Origin of the sequence: Micromonospora sp. M51, assembly GCF_018070305.1 — a bacterium.
Lineage (GTDB): Bacteria > Actinomycetota > Actinomycetes > Mycobacteriales > Micromonosporaceae > Micromonospora > Micromonospora parva.
Window position 1 is genome coordinate 1 of sequence record NZ_JAGPXZ010000007.1, and the last position, 17,473, is coordinate 17,473.

Annotated in this window: 16 protein-coding genes, 1 tRNA gene and 1 pseudogene; 11 read left to right on the forward strand and 7 right to left on the reverse strand. The window is 69.2% G+C overall.

The window, feature by feature from the left end; translation table 11 throughout:
* The 8 genes from KBX53_RS00965 to KBX53_RS01000 form a co-directional block, all read left to right on the forward strand.
* Positions 1–1,008: aldehyde dehydrogenase (locus KBX53_RS00965; RefSeq protein ID WP_210857503.1), on the forward strand; the 1,008-nt coding region annotated here is incomplete at its 5' end.
* An 11-nt stretch (positions 1,009–1,019) separates the two neighbouring features.
* Positions 1,020–1,352 carry an SRPBCC family protein gene (locus KBX53_RS00970; RefSeq protein ID WP_210857504.1) on the forward strand — a complete coding sequence of 111 codons (333 nt, stop codon included), beginning with the start codon at positions 1,020–1,022 and terminating at the stop codon, positions 1,350–1,352.
* 317 nt (positions 1,353–1,669) lie between these two features.
* Positions 1,670–2,002, forward strand: coding sequence for a hydroxyisourate hydrolase (locus KBX53_RS00975; protein WP_167337272.1), 333 nt, complete (start codon positions 1,670–1,672; stop codon positions 2,000–2,002).
* Positions 2,003–2,643: 641 nt separating this feature from the next.
* A complete protein-coding gene (locus tag KBX53_RS00980) occupies positions 2,644–5,586 on the forward strand; it encodes an AfsR/SARP family transcriptional regulator (protein WP_051708202.1) in 2,943 nt (980 codons plus the stop codon).
* A gap of 228 nt (positions 5,587–5,814) precedes the next feature.
* Positions 5,815–6,741 carry a GDP-mannose 4,6-dehydratase gene (locus KBX53_RS00985; RefSeq protein WP_081883715.1) on the forward strand — a complete coding sequence of 309 codons (927 nt, stop codon included), beginning with the start codon at positions 5,815–5,817 and terminating at the stop codon, positions 6,739–6,741.
* 8 nt (positions 6,742–6,749) lie between these two features.
* Positions 6,750–8,075, forward strand: a complete 1,326-nt coding sequence (locus tag KBX53_RS00990; RefSeq protein WP_210857505.1) for a UDP-glucose/GDP-mannose dehydrogenase family protein — start codon at positions 6,750–6,752, stop codon at positions 8,073–8,075.
* Positions 8,076–8,363: 288 nt separating this feature from the next.
* Positions 8,364–9,371 (forward strand): aldo/keto reductase, encoded by a 1,008-nt coding sequence (locus tag KBX53_RS00995; RefSeq protein ID WP_210857506.1) that lies wholly within the window; start codon positions 8,364–8,366, stop codon positions 9,369–9,371.
* 168 nt (positions 9,372–9,539) lie between these two features.
* The gene (locus KBX53_RS01000) at positions 9,540–10,190 is read left to right on the forward strand and encodes a CGNR zinc finger domain-containing protein (RefSeq protein ID WP_210857507.1); all 651 of its coding nucleotides are present in this window, start codon (positions 9,540–9,542) and stop codon (positions 10,188–10,190) included.
* A gap of 36 nt (positions 10,191–10,226) precedes the next feature.
* On the opposite strand, the gene KBX53_RS01005 is transcribed toward KBX53_RS01000, so the two are convergent.
* Positions 10,227–10,949: a hypothetical protein gene (locus tag KBX53_RS01005; protein WP_051708200.1), complete on the reverse strand. Its 723-nt coding sequence runs from the start codon at positions 10,947–10,949 to the stop codon at positions 10,227–10,229.
* Between the two features lie 338 nt (positions 10,950–11,287).
* Between KBX53_RS01005 and KBX53_RS01010 the strand changes: the two genes are divergently transcribed.
* Positions 11,288–11,363 (forward strand) — tRNA-Arg (locus tag KBX53_RS01010).
* A 68-nt stretch (positions 11,364–11,431) separates the two neighbouring features.
* Here KBX53_RS01010 and KBX53_RS01015 read toward each other — a convergent pair.
* The 5 genes and pseudogenes from KBX53_RS01015 to KBX53_RS01035 all read right to left on the reverse strand — a co-directional run bounded on the left by KBX53_RS01015 (position 11,432) and on the right by KBX53_RS01035 (position 14,982).
* A complete protein-coding gene (locus KBX53_RS01015; protein WP_030329280.1) occupies positions 11,432–11,812 on the reverse strand; it encodes a VOC family protein in 381 nt (126 codons plus the stop codon).
* 181 nt (positions 11,813–11,993) lie between these two features.
* The gene (locus tag KBX53_RS01020) at positions 11,994–12,593 is read right to left on the reverse strand and encodes a ClpP family protease (RefSeq protein ID WP_210857514.1); all 600 of its coding nucleotides are present in this window, start codon (positions 12,591–12,593) and stop codon (positions 11,994–11,996) included.
* Between the two features lie 401 nt (positions 12,594–12,994).
* Positions 12,995–13,228 (reverse strand): annotated as a pseudogene (locus tag KBX53_RS01025) (helix-turn-helix domain-containing protein); the annotation flags it as partial.
* Positions 13,229–13,339: 111 nt separating this feature from the next.
* The gene (locus KBX53_RS01030; protein WP_210857508.1) at positions 13,340–14,458 is read right to left on the reverse strand and encodes a hypothetical protein; all 1,119 of its coding nucleotides are present in this window, start codon (positions 14,456–14,458) and stop codon (positions 13,340–13,342) included.
* 11 nt (positions 14,459–14,469) lie between these two features.
* A complete protein-coding gene (locus KBX53_RS01035; protein WP_309140687.1) occupies positions 14,470–14,982 on the reverse strand; it encodes a SigE family RNA polymerase sigma factor in 513 nt (170 codons plus the stop codon).
* 166 nt (positions 14,983–15,148) lie between these two features.
* Between KBX53_RS01035 and KBX53_RS01040 the strand changes: the two genes are divergently transcribed.
* Entirely contained in the window at positions 15,149–16,162 is a 1,014-nt protein-coding gene (locus tag KBX53_RS01040; RefSeq protein WP_030329269.1) for a TrkA family potassium uptake protein, read from the forward strand.
* Positions 16,163–16,264: 102 nt separating this feature from the next.
* On the opposite strand, the gene KBX53_RS01045 is transcribed toward KBX53_RS01040, so the two are convergent.
* A complete protein-coding gene (locus KBX53_RS01045) occupies positions 16,265–16,741 on the reverse strand; it encodes a MarR family winged helix-turn-helix transcriptional regulator (RefSeq protein WP_156057341.1) in 477 nt (158 codons plus the stop codon).
* A gap of 82 nt (positions 16,742–16,823) precedes the next feature.
* Between KBX53_RS01045 and KBX53_RS01050 the strand changes: the two genes are divergently transcribed.
* Positions 16,824–17,468, forward strand: coding sequence for an FMN-dependent NADH-azoreductase (locus tag KBX53_RS01050; protein WP_247674932.1), 645 nt, complete (start codon positions 16,824–16,826; stop codon positions 17,466–17,468).
* The last annotated feature ends 5 nt before the right edge of the window (positions 17,469–17,473 follow it).

Sequence of the window (17,473 nt, forward strand, 5' to 3'; positions counted from 1 at the left end):
GCCCTGCTCTCCGGCAACACCGTGGTGATCCGGGCGCCGCGCAGTCTGCCGCTGGGCGTGATGTACGCGATCCGGGAGATCATCGCCCCGGCCCTCGACGAGGTGGGTGCGCCACCGGGCACCGTCAACGTCGTGTGCGGACCGCCGATGCTCGACGACTGGCTGGCCAGCCCGCACGTCAACGACATCATCTACTTCGGCGGCAGCGAGAAGGGGCTGGCCTTCCAGAACGACTGCATCGCCGCCGGCAAGAAGCCCATCCTGGAGCTGGCCGGCAACGACTGCGCAGTGGTCTGGCGGGATGCTGATCTCGACTTGTCGGTCCGCGCGCGGACCGAGGCGTTCAACGCCTCGGGGCAGATCTGCAACGTGCCCAACCAGGTTGTGGCGCATCCGGCGATCGCCGACGAGCTGCTTGACCGGCTCCGGGTCGCCGCCGGGCAGATCCGACCCGGCTACCCCGACGACGAGGGCGTGGAGCTCACCCCGGTTCTGGCCCAGCGGAGCTTCTTCGCGGTGCTCGAGGAAGCACTGGCCGGTGGAGCCCAGCTGGTGTGCGGCGGACGCCAGCTGGAGGTGGACGGGGCGCCGTCCGACACCGGCTACTTCCTGGAACCGACTGTGGTGCGCGTCGACGGCCTGGCGCGCAGCCGTGAGCTGTCGGTGGTCCGCGCCGAGACGTTCTTCCCGCTGCTACCGGTGGTGGTTCCCGAGCCGGGCCGCAGTGACGACGCGCTGCTCGAGGATGTGCTCGACTTCGTCAACACCAACGCGTACGGCCTGCGCAACTCGTTCTGGTCGGCTGACGAAGCGGTGGTGGAGCGCTTCGTGGGTGGCGTGACCAACGGCGGCGTCATCAAGGTGAACGACGAATCGCACTCCGGCTTCTTCCCGTACCTGCCCTCGCACGGCGGCACCGGCCTCACCGGCGGCGTCTTCGGCGAAGCCAGCTACATGATGATCCGGACGACGCATCTGCAGGCGGTCTCACTGAGGAGCGGCTCATGAGGACGATTCGGGTGACAGCCGGAAGCGCGGTGTCGGCGGATGCCGCGTTCGATCGGATCAGGCAGTTCGACGATGAGTGGACGGTGCCGTTCCGCGGTGGGGCGATTCACTGGCGGCAGCGGTCCGAGCCGGCACCGAGCGAGCGCCGTATCTCGTTCACCCAGACCGATGGCGATTTCCGCAGCCTGTCCGGCGTGTGGCGGACAATCCCCGCGGCGGAGGGCTGTGAGGTGCTCTTCGAGCTGACGTACGACGTCGGGGTGCCGATATATGACCGGATCCTCGACCCGCTGATCGAACGGGTGCTGTCGAGGGCTGTCCGGAGGGCGGTCTCTGACCTCTAGGCGTGTCCCGCGCAGCATGAAGGTGGTCCCTCGAATCGGTTTCCGACTCGAGGGACCACCTCTCGTTGTGGGCGCCCGGCCCAAGTCGTCAGCCCCAGTTGGTATCACGGCTCATAATCTCGCTCCCCCTTCGATCTCGGCTACGGACCGAGTCCACCAGCGTCCGCTGTCGACCTGATATCTGATGGCTGTCGATCCGTCCTCGATGCGCTTAGCGCAAGATGCCGAAAGCGCTTGCCGACTTGATAGCGGGATGAAAGCGGTCAGCTGTAAGCTCACGCGAGCCGCTGCCATAAATGGAGGGACTTGGATGTCAAATGATTGGTGTTCGCATTATTGATGGCGCGTCGGGCAGACCTGTCCCGGGCGTGCTGGTGCGGCTGCACAGCCGCGATGATCGAGGCTGGGCACCATTGATGTCCGGGTTCACGGCAAATGACGGCCGACTGCCGGCGCTGGAGGAGCTTCAGGTGAAGCGCGGCGCCCATCAGCTCACGTTCGATCCCTCCAGTTACTTCGCCGGCCTCGGGACTGTCGCGGAATACCGCGACTTCTCGGTGTCCATCCAGGTACGCGAGATCGAGCTCGACCTGCGGATGGCCGTATACCTCAACGCTGCGGGTTTCGCCGTCTACGGAGAACGTGCATAACGCGCCGGCGGGAGCGGGCTGAGTGGGTCATCAGTGGATGGTGTGCGTGGTCTGGCGCCGCCGGCGGGATGGCGCGGTGTCTGCGCCGCATGGTTGCCCCTGGGCCCGACGGTGCTGGATCAGCGTCGACCGGGGCGTTTTCCGCGCGCTGACCCGCCGTCCCGGTTGCGAGGGAGAGCGGCGGCGGCGACCCCGAGAAAAGCTTGGCGGCCGCGAGCCCTCGGCCTCGCGGGACTTCGCCGCCCCACTCACGATCGCCGAGCGAGCCCCGGCGTGACGCGCCCACCGTCGTCTGCTCGCTCGGAACTGCGCGCGCCATCGGGTGCACGTTGACGCCACGCCCGTCGGGCTGGTACGGCCCGCATGACCCGTCGAATCACCGTGTCGTACGTTCACCTGCGTCTGGCCAACACGTCATCTCATAGACGCTCTGAAACATCGGCGATCCCGAATCTCGCCTGGTGCCCGCCTGCATGCTTCGCTACCATGTAAAACGTTCTCCTATGCGGGGCGTCAAACGATCATCCGGCCGGCTCCGGGGGGTGCCGTTGGGCTGGCGATGTGTCGTTGTCGACGGGGAGGAAGCTTGTCGACGGGGAGGAAATTTGCAGGTTTTCCGCATACTTGGACCTTTGCACGTTGTGAACGCAAGCATCACCGCCTCCCGGCAGCAGACAGTGCTCGCCATGCTGCTACTGGAGGCCAATAATGTGGTCCCGCTCGGCCGGCTTATCGAGGCGGTATGGGAGGAATCGCCGCCATCGACAGCCAAAAGTCAGATTCAGATCTGTATATCGGCGGTACGACGTGCGCTCCGAGGCACCGGTCTCGACGATCGGATCGTCACCAACCCGGCCGGCTACCAGATCAGAATCGCCGAGGGTGAGCTGGACCTGCACATCTTCAACGACCTTCTGAGCGAAGCCCGCACGGCGCTGCGGGAGCAACGGCTGGAGGATGCCGCGTCGGGTTTTCGGCAGGCCCTGGCGCTGTACCGCGGGGCTCCGCTCAGCGGCGTGGACAGCCGGCTGGTCGAGGCAGCGGCCACCCGGATCGCCGAGCGACGGCTCGCCGTCGTCGAGGACTGCCTCGAACTGGAGCTGCACCTCGGCCGGCATCGCGAGACCATTGACGAACTGATGGCGCTCGTCACCGAGCACCCGCTGCGGGAACGGCTGTGGCAACAGCTGATCACCGCGCTCTACCGGGCCGGCCGGCAGGCGGAGGCGCTGGCGGCATACCGGTCGGCGCGGCAGGCCTCGATCGACGACCTCGGGTTGGAGCCGAGTGAGCCGCTCCGGCTGTTGGAGCGGGCCATCCTCAACGGAGACCTCGAGCCCGGCCCGGCAGTGGAGCAGGAATGGCCGAATCCGATCGAGCCGGCGCCCCCGGTGCCCCGAATGGCTCCGGCCGACATACCTGACTTCACCGGGTACGGCGAGCTCGTGACCGAGTTGGGCGACTTCTTGCGCTATGGCAGCGGTCATTCCGACCACGACTCCGTGCCGGTCCTGACCATCACCGGCCGCGGGGGTGCGGGAAAGACGACCCTCGCCGTGCACCTGGCCCACGAGTTGGCCGGCGAATTCTCGGACGGGCTGCTGTTCACCCGGTTGGGTCCGGAGCGGTCACACAGCGGCGGTGTTTCCCAGATCCTCGACGGTTTTCTCCGCGCGCTCGGCATGCCCGGGTCCTCGATACCCGAAGGGCTTGAGGCGCGCGCGGCGACCTTTCGGAGCCAGATCGCCGCGTCCCGGGTGCTGATCGTCCTGGACGACGTCGTCGACGAGCGACAGGTCTACCCGCTCCTGCCGGGCAGCCCCAGCTGCGGTGTGATCGTGACCAGTCGGCGCCGCCTGGCCGGCATCCCCGGCTCCCGGCTCGTCGAGGTGAGCGCACTCGAACAGCGCGACGCCGTCGAACTGCTGACCCGGATGGTTGGCTCCGAACGGGCCTCCGCCGAACCGCGCGAGGCCCTACGCCTGGTCGAGCTGTGCGGTCGGTTGCCGCTGGCGCTGCGGATCGCGGCCGCGAGGCTGATCGCCCGTCCGCACTGGCGGATGGCGCAGCTGACCGAGCGACTTGAGGACGAGGGCCGGCGTCTGGACGAGCTGGCGCACGGCGGCCTGGATGTGCGAACCAACATCGCGATCAGCTACGAGGGCCTCGACGAGCAGGCGCAACGGCTGTTGCGGCGGCTCGGCCTGCTCGAGACCCACGACTTCCCGAGCTGGACCGCGGCGCCGCTGCTCGACATCGACGTGGCCACCGCGTCCGACACGCTCGACGCGCTGGTGGACGCGCAGCTGCTGGAGGTCGTGGGTGGATTCGGCGTCGACACCCGCTACCGGCTGCACGACCTGGTTCGGGTCTACGCCCGTGAGCGGCTCGCGGCCGAGGAGACCGCGCCGGTCCGGCTGGAGGCCGCTCGGCGTCTCCTCGGTGCGTGGCTGTTCCTCGCCGACGAGGCGCACCGCATCCTGTACGGCGGCGACTACACCGTGATTCACAGCAGGGCGGAGCGTTGGAGTCTGCCACGACACCTCGTCCACGACCTCCTGCGCGATCCGCTGATGTGGTTCGAGAACGAACGAGCCGCCGCGGTGGCCGCGGTGGGTCAGGCATCCCAGGCCGGTGCTCCCGACTACTGCTGGGACCTGGCGATCACCATGGTGGCGCTCTTCGAGACCGGCAGCTACCTCGACGACTGGCGAGCGACGCACGAAATCGCCCTGCTTACCGCGCGGCAGGCTGACGACCGACTCGGCACTGCCGCGATGCTGTACTCGCTGGGCGCGGTGGACATCGTCGAGCAGCGCTTCGACGACGCGCGCGCCCGGCTGACCCAGGCGCTTGAGGTGTTTGACGAGATCGGCGAGGCGCGCGGCCGCGCCCTCGCCCTGCGGCACCTGGCCTTCCTCGACCGGGTGCACGGTGACCTCGATCAAGCGTGGGCGCGCTACAGCGAGGCACTTGCCGCGTTGCATCCGCTCGGGGACGCGGCGGGCACCGCGCACATCCTCAGCGGCATGGCGCGCATCAAGCTGGAATGGAGCGAGCGCGGCTCCGCCGCCGAGCTGCTGGCTGAGGCGCTGCGGAAGGTGACCGAGGTCAACAGCACCCGTGTCCAGGCGATGGTGCTGCATCGGCTGGGTGAACTGCACTTCGAGGACGGCGACCTGACCCGGGCCGAGGAAGAGCTGACCAAGGCCCTGAAGCTGGTACGCGGCGGCCACGACCGGGCAGGCGAGGCGCACGTGCTGCACGGGCTCGGTCTCGTGAAACTGCGGCAACACCAGCATCACCAGGCGGCGGTGACACTGAACCACGGGTACGCGATCGCCCGCCGAAACGGCGACCGGCTCGCCACCGCGCGATTCTGCCTGGCGCTCGCGCGGGTGCACCGGGCTCGACGGGACTACTCCTCCGCACTGGAGTGGGCCTCCCAGGCGCTCGGGATCTTCGACCAGTTCCACGCACTGCTGGGTCGCCTGGAGGCCGACGAGCTACTCGGGCAGATTCGCGACGAGGCGGCCGGCCGGCACGACGTGCGCGAACAAGCTGTTCTTCCGCCCGCTGTCTGAGGTAGCGCCAGTCCGTCGCAACGGTAGGCGTGCGGGCCCGTTGAGTGCTGGTCGAGCCGCGTGCAGAGTACCCGGCCGACAGTACGTTCATCCCACCGGAGAGTGGGCTCAGCCGTCGCAGCATTGACGCGGCGGTGCGATAAGGCTCCGCGTAGCCGAGGTCCAACCCACTTTCGACAGGGATTGGAGGTTCCCGTGTCGCAATCCAGCAGATTCCGACGAGCCTTGGTGACCGGCGGTGGAGGATTTCTCGGCTCGTACGTCTGCGAGCAGCTCCTCTCCGCCGGCGTGGAGGTGATTGGCGTCGACAATTTCTCCACCGGGCACCGTAGCTATATCGAGCACCTGATGAGCCGACCGGGTTTCACGCTCGTGGAGGCGGATGTCTCCGAGGAATTCGACACGCCGGGATCGGTCGACCTGGTGATGCACCTGGCGTCGCCGGCGTCGATTCCCGAATTCTATCGGCTGCCGATCGAGACCATGCTCGTCGGTAGCTACGGCACCCACAACGCGCTGCGCATCGCCCACCGATGCGGAGCCCGCTTCGTGCTGGCCTCCACCTCGGAGGTGTACGGCGACCCGCTGAAGCATCCGCAGGACGAAGAGTACTGGGGCAACGTCAACCCGATCGGCGCGCGATCCGTCTACGACGAGGCGAAGCGGTTCGCCGAGGCATTCACCACTGCCTACGGCAAGAAGCACGACGTGAGCGTGGGTATCGCGCGCATCTTCAACAGCTACGGCCCGCGGATGCGCCCGGACGGTCGGGTGATCTCCGGCTTCATCGCCCAGGCCCTCGACGGCGTCCCCCTGACGATCCACGGCGACGGCAACCAGACGCGTTCGCCCTGCTACGCCGAGGACACCGCGCGAGGCCTGTTGGCGATCGCGGAGAGCGACTACGGGCAACCGGTGAACATCGGCAACGTCCACGAGGTCACCATCCGTGACCTGGCTCAGATGATCCTCGAGGTGACGGGCAGCCGGTCACCGCTGAAGTTCATCGAGGCCGACGAGGACGACCCTCGGCAGCGCTGCCCCGACATCACTCGAGCCGAGCGGGAACTGGGCTGGCGGCCACAGGTCGCCCTCAAGGAAGGCCTACGGCGGACGGCAGCGGCCGCCAGCAAACCATCAGCGGACTGGAATTAGGAGGCACAGTGCTTACGATCTCCGTGCTGGGCTGCGGGTATCTCGGTGTCACACACGCCGCCGGTATGGCCGAGTTGGGGCACCAGGTCATCGGGATTGACATCGACCCGGAAAAGATCGCCGCGCTGGCGGACGGCCGAGTGCCGTTCTTCGAGCCTGGGCTGGACGAGCTGATCACCCGCAATCTCGCCGAGGGGCGTCTGCGGTTCAGCACCGCGTACGAGGACGCCGCGAGCGCCGACGTGCACTTCATCTGCGTGGGCACGCCGCAGCGCAGTGACACCAGCGCAGCCGACCTCAGCCACCTGCACGCGGCCATCGAGGGTCTGGCACCGTCGCTGGCGGACGGGTGCCTGGTCGTCGGCAAGTCCACAGTGCCGGTCGGCACCGCGGCTCACCTGGCCGAGATGCTCCGCGTTCTGGCGCCCGACCGCGAGAAGGTGGCGGTCGCCTGGAACCCGGAGTTCCTGCGCGAGGGTACGGCGGTGGCCGACACCCTGCGCCCGGACCGCCTCGTGCTCGGCGTGGCCGACACGTCCGCCGAGGCGGTGCTCCGCGAGGTCTACGCGCCGCTGATCGAGGCGGGCGTCCCGGTGGTGGTGGCCGATCTGCCCACCGCCGAAGTCATCAAGACCGCCGCCAACTCCTTCATGGCCACGAAGATCTCCTTCATCAACGCGATCGCCGAGTTCTGCGACGCGAGCGGCGCCGACGTCACAGTCGTCGCCGAAGCGCTCGGACGCGACCCGCGGATCGGCGAGCAGTTCCTCAAGGCCGGCCTCGGCTTCGGCGGCGGCTGCATCTCGAAGGACATCCGGGCCTTCCGGGCCCGCGCCCACGACCTCGGCGTCGGCCACGCCCTGGCCTTCCTGGCCGAGGTCGACGCGGTGAACCTGCGGTGCCGCGACCGGGTGGTGGAGTTGCTCCGCAAGCAGTGCGGCGGCGGGTTCAGCGGACGGCGGGTGGCAGTGCTCGGCGCAGCCTTCAAGCCCAACACCGACGACATCCGCGACTCGCCCGCGCTGTACGTGGCTGAGCTGATCAGCCGTGAGGGCGGTGTCGCCGCTGTCTACGACCCGCGGGCGATGGGGAACGCGCGGCGTGCCTTCCCCCACCTGACCTACACCACCAGCCCGCTCGACGCGGCCCGCGGCGCCGACGCGGTGGCCCTGTTGACCGACTGGCAGGAGTTCGCCACCCTCGACCCACGGGTGCTGGGCAAGGAGGTCAAGAGCCGCAACGTCGTGGACGGGCGGCACCTGCTCAACGCCGAGGAGTGGCAGCAGGCCGGGTGGCAGTATGTCGCGCCTGGCCGCCCCGCACTGCAGAACTGACGGTGCCGCGTCACGGACGTGCCTGACGGCGTCGAGTTGCTGAACCAGGAACCCGTCGCCGTCGGCATGTCCCACCGCGCCATTGGCGCGGACGCCGTTGTTCCGAGTCATCGTGGTAGCCGCCGGTGGCTACCACGATGCGTCAGTATGCGAGCATCGGCCAATCTCAGGCTCCGGCAGCGGTGCAGCTCGCCCTTTTTCCGTTCCGCGGAGGCGTATGACCGGCGCGCTTTTCGAGTAGCGCAACGGGTTGACGTGGAGGACGCCCGAACATATAGCTTTCCCGCCATGAGGACTGTGGAATTGGGGCGTACGGGTGAGCAGGTCAGTCAGATTGCTCTCGGGTGCATGCTGATGGGAACGCTCACCGACGAGGCGTCGTCGGTGGAGATGCTGGACCGTTATCTCGATGCCGGGGGCAATTTCGTCGACACCGCCAACTGCTATGCGTGGTGGCCGTCACCGGGCAACACCGGTGGCGAGAGTGAGGAGTTGATAGGCCGCTGGCTCGCCAACGGCGGTCGGCGCGACAAGGTCTTTCTCGCCACCAAGTGCGGTGCGCGGTTGGCCGATCCGGAAGAGGCGCGTGGCAAGACGTGGGAAGAGGTCCAGGCCCGTTTCGAGGGTGCCGGCGCCGACACCGTACGCCGGGGCATCGACGACAGTCTGCGGCGGCTCGGCACCGACCACGTCGACCTGTTCTACGTGCACGTCGACGACCGGTCGACGCCGCTGGAGGAGACGCTGGCCGCCCTGGCGGAGATCGTCCGCGACGGCAAGGCGCGGTACATCGGCTGGAGCAACGTGCGCACCTGGCGACTGGAACGCATCCGGCAGCTCTGTGACCGCCATGGCTGGCCCGCGCCGGTAGCGGTGCAGCAACAACACAGCTACCTCCGTCGCCGCGCCGGGCTCGACCACAAGTCCATCGTCGACGACGAGCAGCTCGACTACCTGCGGACGCACGACGACCTGACGTTGGTCGCGTACTCGCCGATCCTCAAGGGGGTCTACGACGATCCGGCGAAGCGGCGGAACCACGACATCATGGATCCGTACCAGGGTCCGGATGCCGAGGCGCGGCTCACCGCCCTCACCGCGCTCGCCGCCGAGCTGGGGGTCAAGCCCAACCAGTTGGTGCTCGCGTGGCTGATGCACCAGACGTCGCCGAGCATCGTGCCGCTGATCGGGCCGCGCACCCTCGACCAGTACGCGGCTGCCATGTCGGCGATCGACGTCAAGCTCGACGCGGCACACGTCGAGCGGCTCGACACCGCCGGCGCCCATGCCGCGTGATCGGGGCAGTGGCGTAGGCGTCCGCTCACCGCACTGGTCATGCGCCGATCGCCTGCGCCGCCCGCTGCGGTCCGACCGGATGACGGCGGGGGTCTCGCCGCCGTCACCGGCCCCGGGCCGAGCCGCAGCATAACCTCCTTCGGGGGTTTAGGTGGTAGCCTTGTCGGCATGCCACTCGACGTGTGTCAGCTGCCGTTGGTCGGCGGGCACCCTGTGCTCGATCTGGTCAACACACTCGAGCGAGGGGGCGAGTCGCCGCACGACTTCCTGTCCGACAGCTCCGCCTTGCTGCGCTGGTCGGGCCGGGTGGGCCTGATCAGCGACGCGGAGGCTGACCAGGTCGCTCGGGCGTGGCGCGACGAGCCCGCTGCGGCGCATGCCGGATTGGCCGCCGTGCGAGACATCCGCGAAGGGCTGCACCTCGTGCTGCTTGCGGCGATCATCGACCCGGACGGTGGTACGCCGGGTGACCCCATCGCGGCCGGTGCCGCACTCGTCGCCCTGCACCAGCGCTGGTCCGGCGCGGCCGCCCGAGCGCGATTCGTGCTCGAACCGTCACGGGTGCGGCTGGCGTACGGCACGGTGCCGGCCATGTTGGTGCCCGACCGGATCGCCGAGGCCGCCTTCGACGTCATGCTGACAGCCGACCTGACCCGGGTGCGCCGCTGCCCGGTGTTCGAAGGTGGCTGTGGCTGGCTGTTCCTCGATCAGAGCCGCAACGGTTCCCGCCGCTGGTGCCGGATGGCCGACTGCGGCAACGCGGTGAAGGCGCGACGGCTCACCGAGCGTCGCCGCGCCGCCCGACCCCCGCGCTCGTAGGCTGGCGGCCTGCTGCACCGGGCGCCCCGGTGGATGTCAGGCCGACACGCCATCCTCGACAGACCGTCGCGAGCCCCCACGGAGAAGCGGCTCGTGATGACTCCACAGCCACTGCAGATACTGCTGCAGCTCCTCAAGCGTCGCGATCCACCCCTGGTCCGCGTACGTCAGCATGCGCTTCACCTCCCCGGGCACGAGGTCGTAGGCGGTGGCGCCGGTTTCCGGGACCAGCCGGTCCGGGGGCACCGCCACCGGCACCGGAATGATGGGAAGGCGAACGCCTGACTCGGTGAACGCTTTGAGGAGCGTGAGGTAGGCGCGGGGCAGGTGGTAGGGAGAGACGGCGAGCGCCAGGCTCGTGATGCCGTGGGCCTTGACCTGGTTGACGATCCACGCGGCCTGCAAGGCCGTGTTGGGAGCCGGCTCGGCCTGGACGTGAACTCCACCGACGCGGCGGAGGCCGAGGCTGCGCAGGTAACCGAGTGTGATGTCGACGTAGGTCTTCTCGGTCGGGTTGCCATTGGCCACCAGGAGGTAGCGGAGGTCGAGGTTCGTCTCCCAGCTGCGGATCGCGTGGGTGAAGCGCCATTCCTCGCCCTGGCCACTGGCGATGACGAGCGCATCGACGTGGTCGGCGGCTGACGGCGGGAGAGCCAGAATCATCGTGAGGGCTTTCGTCACGGCCAGGAACTGGCCGGCCGTGAAGCCCGCGAGGTCGTCTTCCCTTGCGATCCGAGGAGTCGTGCTGCTCGGGCTCATCAAATCCCTCGGCCTCATCCTGTAGTTCGAACCATGGACTCTACTCGGTATTGAGTAGATCCATTTCAACACGTAGGTGGTGCTGGCCGCCGACATCCGCACTGGCCGCGTCGAACCCGCACCCAGCGGGGTGAGCGGACACGGGGCGGGGGGCGGTCATCGTCGGCACCCGTCACAGGTGGGCACCGCAGCCGACCGCCCCCGGTGGCGAGGCCAGGGTTCGCGTGCTCAGGATGTGGTGCTGGGCTGGGCAAACAGGGGCCCAGGGGAGGTGGGTGAACGTCTGCCACTCCCTGCCACCCCAGGTGACCCCCCAGGTCGCTAGACTTGGCCCTCGCGCCCCCGTAGCTCAGGGGATAGAGCATCGGTTTCCTAAACCGTGTGTCGCAGGTTCGAATCCTGCCGGGGGCACCAGGCGAAACGTAGATCCTCTTGGTGAGCTTGTCGGCGCTCGCCGGGTGGCGCAGCGCGGGCGAGCGCCGTCAGAGTGGGTCGAGGCGGCTACGGAGCAGGCAGAACTCGTTGCCCTCCGGATCGGCGAGCACGTGCCACGACGCATCGGCCGGCTGACCGATGTCGACGGGTACGGCCCCGACGGCCAGGAGGCGCTCAAGCTCGGCGGCCTGGTCGCGGTCGGTGGGGTTGACGTCGATGTGCAGCCGGGCGTGCCCGCTCTTCGGATCGTCGTTGCGGATGAGGAAGATCGTCGGCTGGGGGCCGCCGAACCCTTCGCGCGGGCCTATCTCGATGTAGACGCCCTCTTCGCGATCGAGTTCGACGAAGTCCAGGACCTCGGACCAGAACCGCGCCAGCACGTCGAGGTCGCGGCACTTGAGCACGATCTCACCGATACGGCATGCCATTGACGACACCTACTCTCAGCATGGGAGTTGCCGGGGCGGCCGCACGAGGATCTCACGGGCTCCCTGCAGTACGAACAAGATCGCGATCGTACCGGCTGAGGTGGGCGGGCTCGAACTGGTTCCGAGGCTTCGCCTGGCCGGGCGGGCCCAGGTCGAATCCTGCCGGAGCAGGTCCTGTCGATCAGAGCGTCGGCAGTTGTTCGGCTCGGGTGATCACGTGGTCGATGAGGCCGTACTCCCGGGCCTGCTGGGCGGTGAACCAACGGTCCCGGTCCCAGTCGCGCTGGATCTCGTCGAGCGTGCGTCCACTGTGCTGGGCGATCAGCTCCTGCATCGTCCGCTTCACGTGCAGCATGTTCTCCGCCTGGATGGTGATGTCCGAGGCGGTTCCGCCCATCCCGCCGGACGGCTGGTGCATCATGATCCGCGAGTGTGGCAGCGCGTACCGCTTGCCGGCCGCGCCCGCACAGAGCAGGAACTGCCCCATCGACCCGGCGAACCCGAGCGCCAGCGTCGCCACGTCGTTGCGGACGTAGCGCATCGTGTCGTAGACCGCCATTCCCGCGCTCACCGAACCGCCCGGCGAGTTGATGTAGAGGTAGATGTCCCGGTCGGCGTCCTCGGCGGCGAGCAGCAGGATCTGCGCGCAGATCTGGTTGGCCGACTCCTCCGTCACCTCGGTGCCGAGGAAGACGATCCGCTCCCGCAGCAGCCGCTCGAACACGTGATCACCAAAGGTCGGTTGCCCACCATCCAGCATCTGTACGCCGTACCTCATCATGTGCCGTCGCCTCCCACGGTGCCGGCGGGCGGTGGTGACCGCCCGGTGGACCGGCCCCTTCAGCGTGGGCACGACGGCGGTGGCTGACCCAGTGATTCTGCCGGCGGCAGATCCGCCGACGGCAGAACCCGCGCGGCCTACGCGGCGGTCAGCTGCCGCAGGCCCAGCCGGGTCCGCGCGTCGTCGGCCAGGGCGGGGGTACGCGGACCGGGGCGGAAGCCACCAGCGGACGCTTTTTCGGGAACGCTGAGGGTCGGATCGCTCGCCATCGGCTCGCGGTGCAGGACGAACCCACTGACACGGGGACCCACCAGCAGGGTGGCGTTGCCGATCTCCCGCCGGGTCGCATCGACCCGTTCCAGGTGGGTGAGCGCGGCGCGCGGCGCGGCCGGGAGGCGGGGCTCGACTCGGCGCATGTCGTCGCGGGCCTCGCCGAGCAGGTCGGCGAGGCTGATGCCGAGCGCTCGGCAGATCGCCGCCAGCACCTCCGACGAGGCCTCTTTGCGGCCCCGCTCGACCTCTGAGAGGTAGGGCACTGAGACGTCGGCCGACGCGGCCACCTCGCGCAGTGTGCGGCCCTGACGCTGGCGGTGGCGGCGCAACACCCCACCGATCACTCGTCGCAGTAACGACATGCGGGCCTCACTCTCGCGGTCGTCGTCCGGGAACACCCCCATCATGCCCGCTGCCGGACCCGACGGTTGCCCGTGCGGGCCCGCGCCGCCGCACGGCGCGGGCCCGACACGTCACCGACCCAGGTGGGTGCGCCAGCTGGCCGGCTCGGGCACCAGCGTGACCGTCGGGAACAGTGCCCTGGTGCCGCCGGTGGGCAGCAGGGCACTGTCGTCGATCGTCACGTTCGCCCCGTTCACGTCGTAGACGGTCAGCGACTCGTTGCCGTTCTGTCCGCCGAACCGTGCCGGGTGTCCGGCGACGGTGGTGTTCGGTTCGACGTACCTGTTGTCGGTGGGATCGGTGATGTTGCGGTAGCGGGAGACGCTCACCGTCATCGTGCGAGCCCGCTGCTGGCCAGGATCGCCGGTGCTCGACCGTGGTGCCCAGGTGGTCGACGCGTACCAGTCGTTCGGCTCGTCCAGCGACTCCTGCACGTCGACCGTGATCACCTGTAGCGATTCGGGTACACCCGCCACCGAGGCCGGCATCGGGGTCGGCTCGTCGCCGAACCGCAGCGCCCTGGCCACCTGGGCCGCGGTGCTCCGGACGTCGGCTCCCACGCCCACCACCTTGAGCTGTGCCCAGCCGTCCGGGGCGTACCGCCAGCGCAGGATCGCCTCCGGCTGCTCGGCCCCGCTGTAGGAGGCGAAGGTGCTGGTGCCGCCGTTCAGTTCCGGGCCGGGCGTGGTCTTGCCGGGCTGTGCCGGTTCGCCGCTGTCCCGCTGTGGGGCCGGAGGTTGCAGCCCCTTCGGATAGAGGGTGACAGCGACGCCCTTCCACTGGCCACTGCCGGGGGCGTTGGACGCGCTGAGGTACACGCCCGGACCGGAGAGCAGCAGTCCGGCCTGGTACTGGAGATTTCGCAGCCCGTCCGGCAGCCAGCCGAACCGGACGTACACCCGCTGGGGGTCGACCGTGGTGAGCGCGGCCGGTAGCCCGGTCCGACCCTTGCCGGCCGCGGTGCCCACCGGTGCGGGGGCCGGCGACCGGTCCGGGGTCAGCAGGTCGGGGACGGTGAGCCCGCCGACGGTCAGCGCCACCGCCAGCAGCGCGGCGCCGGCTCCGTGGGCGAGGCGGCGTTGCCGCCGTGCGGTGCGCATCGCCCGCCGCACGTCCAGCACCTCCGAGGGCCGCTCGGCCGATTCGATCTCGGTCAGCATCAGGTCGCCAATGTGGCGTTCGTCGAGCATCGTCGCTCCTCTCAGTTGCCGGTCAGGGTGGGGGTGAGCAGGGTGCGCAGGGTGGCCAGGCCCTTGGCGGTCTGGCTCTTCACCGTCCCCGTCGAGCAGCCCATGGCCTGGGCGGTCTCCTCGACGCTGAGGTCCTGGAAGTACCGCAGCACCAGCACCGCGCGTTGCCGTGGCGGTACCTGGCGCAGCGCGCCCACCACCGTGATCCGGTCGCTCGGGTCGGGAAAAGCGGTGGACGCGTCGGGCAGCGCGCCGCCGAGGCGGACCCGCGCCCACCGCAACCGCCGTTCGTCGATCAGCCGCCGCAGCAGCATGGTGCGCACCAGCGCGTCCAGGTGGTCGGCCTGGCGGGCCTTGGCCCAGTTTCGGTACAGCTCGGTGAGCACCCGTTGCAGGATGTCGTCGCCCCGGTCCCAGTCCCCGCACATCAGGTAGGCGGTGCGTCGCCACTGCACCATCCGGGACCGGACGTACTCGGTGTATTCGTCGTCGGCCTCGGTTCGCCGTCCGCCGCTCGTCGTCACGAGGGTCGCGCCCCCTCCGTCTGCCGGCCTGCACCGGGTCGTCGTTGTCGTCCGGTAGTCGGGTGCGGGCGGGCCGCAGGTTGTCCGCTGCGACCCCGACGTGCGGTCGCCGGTGTACCCGCTATGTTGTGGGCGTGCAGGCGACGGCGGGGGAGCAGGTTCGACGGTGATCCATTTTCCCGCGCAGCGTCGGGGCCCGCTGAGCGCGCTGAGCCTCCGGCTCGCCGCCGCCCTGGGCCTGGTCTTCGCCGTGGTCGCCGCGGTCTACCTCGGCCGGGACGGCTACCGCGATGTCAATGAGGACGGCCTCACCCTCCTGGACTGCTTCTACTACGCGGTGGTGTCGCTCTCGACCACCGGCTACGGGGACATCACCCCGGCTGCGCCGTCGGCCCGGCTGGTCAACGTCCTCTTCATCACCCCGGCCCGAGTGATCTTCCTTATCATCCTGGTCGGTACCACCCTGGAAGTTCTGACCGAGCAGTACCGGACCGGCCGTCGCCTGTCGCGGTGGAGGAGAGCCGTGAAGGACCACGTCATCATCTGCGGCTACGGCACCAAGGGGCGCAGCGCGGTCTCCGCGCTGATGGAGAACGGTCTGGACCGCTCGCGGATCGTGGTGGTGGAGCGCAGCGCCGCCGCCCTGCGGCAGGCCACCTCCGCCGGGCTGGTGGCGATCGAGGGCTCGGCGACCCGGTCGTCGGTGCTGAACGAGGCACACGTCAAGAGCGCCAAGGCCGTGATCATCGCGACCGACAGCGACGACGCGTCGGTGCTGGTCGCGCTGACGGTACGGCAGCTCACCGCCGGGCAGGTCCGGATCATCGCGGCGGCCCGGGAGGCGGAGAACGCCCCGCTGCTCAAGCAGAGCGGTGCGCACCACGTGATCGTCTCCTCGGCCACGGCGGGCCGGCTGCTCGGCCTGTCCACCTCGGCGCCGCCGCTGATCGACGTGGTGGAGGACCTGCTCACCCCCGGCCAGGGCATGGCGCTGGCGATGCGTTCCGCCGAGCGGGACGAGGTGGGCCGTTCACCGCGTGAGCTGGAATCGCTGGTGATCGCCCTGGTGCGGCGGGGCAAGGTGGTCACCCTGGCCGACCGGGCCGGAGCGGTGATCGAGACCGGCGACATGCTGGTGCACGTACGCGACGACCGCCCGCAGTCGGCCACTACCGCCTGATCCTGGCACCGCTGTTGGCCGGTGTGACCGCCCCGCCGTCGGCGTGACCGCTGCTGGACAGCCGCGCCGCTGAGGTGCGGCACCGTCAGCAGGGGCGCAGCGTCAGCGGGGGTCGTCGGTGCCGCAGATCACCTCGGCGCAGTTGACCGTGCCGGTGGCGGCCCGGTTGAGCAACTCGTAGAGCGTCTCCCGCTCGACGGGATTCAGCGCGCCCAGCACCTCGTCCTCGGCGCCGGCCAGGGCGCATTCGGCCTCGCTGAGGCGTTTTGCCCCATCTTCGGTGAGTTCGACGACGTGTCGGCGGCGGTCCTCGGGGGAGCGTCGGCGCTCGATCAGCTGCTTCGCTTCGAGGTCGTTGAGCAGCCCGACGATGTTGGTGCTGTCCATCTCGAGGGTGGCGGCGAGCGCCTGTTGACCGGTGCCGCCGCCGGCCCGCAGCACGGTGAGCGCGACCAGGTGCCGGGGGCGTAGCCCCAGCGGCGCCAGCACCGACTCCGACCGCAGTCGTATCCGCCGGGCCAGGTGGTCCAGGAGGGCGCCCGAGCGGTGCTCCGAGGAGTCGAGCGGCTGGGCGGACATGTGACCCAGTCTACCGAGCTGACGGAACATCGGCTTGCTATAAATAGTTGGTGCTTCGCAGACGATTCCTAGAGGAGGAATAATGCACCTGCTGCATATTGATTCGAGCATCCGAGGTGACTGGTCCGTCAGTCGGCGGCTCACCGCCCGCGCGGTCGACGCATGGCGTGCGGCCCACCCGGGCGGCACCGTGGCCTACCGGGATCTGGGCGCCGACCCGCTCCCGCACCTGGACGCGGCCGGCGGGCTGGCCCGGATGACGCCGCCGGATCAGCACACGCCGGCCCAGCGCGAGTCCTGGGAGCTCAGCGAGCGGTTGGTCGACGAGGTGAAGCAGGCCGACGTGGTGCTGCTCGGGCTGCCGCTCTACAACTACGGCGCGCCCAGCAGCGTCAAGTCCTGGGTCGACCACCTGATCGTTCCTGGGCTGGCGTACGACCCGACGACACAGGAGGGTCTGCTCGGTGACCGCGAGTTCGTGGTGCTCGCCAGCCGAGGTGGCGGATACGGCGAGGGAGCCCCGCGCAACGGCTGGGACCACGCGGAGCCGTGGCTCCCGCACGGCCTGTCGCTGACCGGCCTGCGGCCGCGCTTCATCAGTGCCGAGCTGACCCGGGCGCCGTCGGTGCCGGCGATGGCCGAGCTGATCCCGCTGCACGAGGCGAGCCTCGCGCAGGCCGAGAAGGAGATCGACAATCTCTGGCCACCGGCCGGTGCCGCCCGCTGACTGTC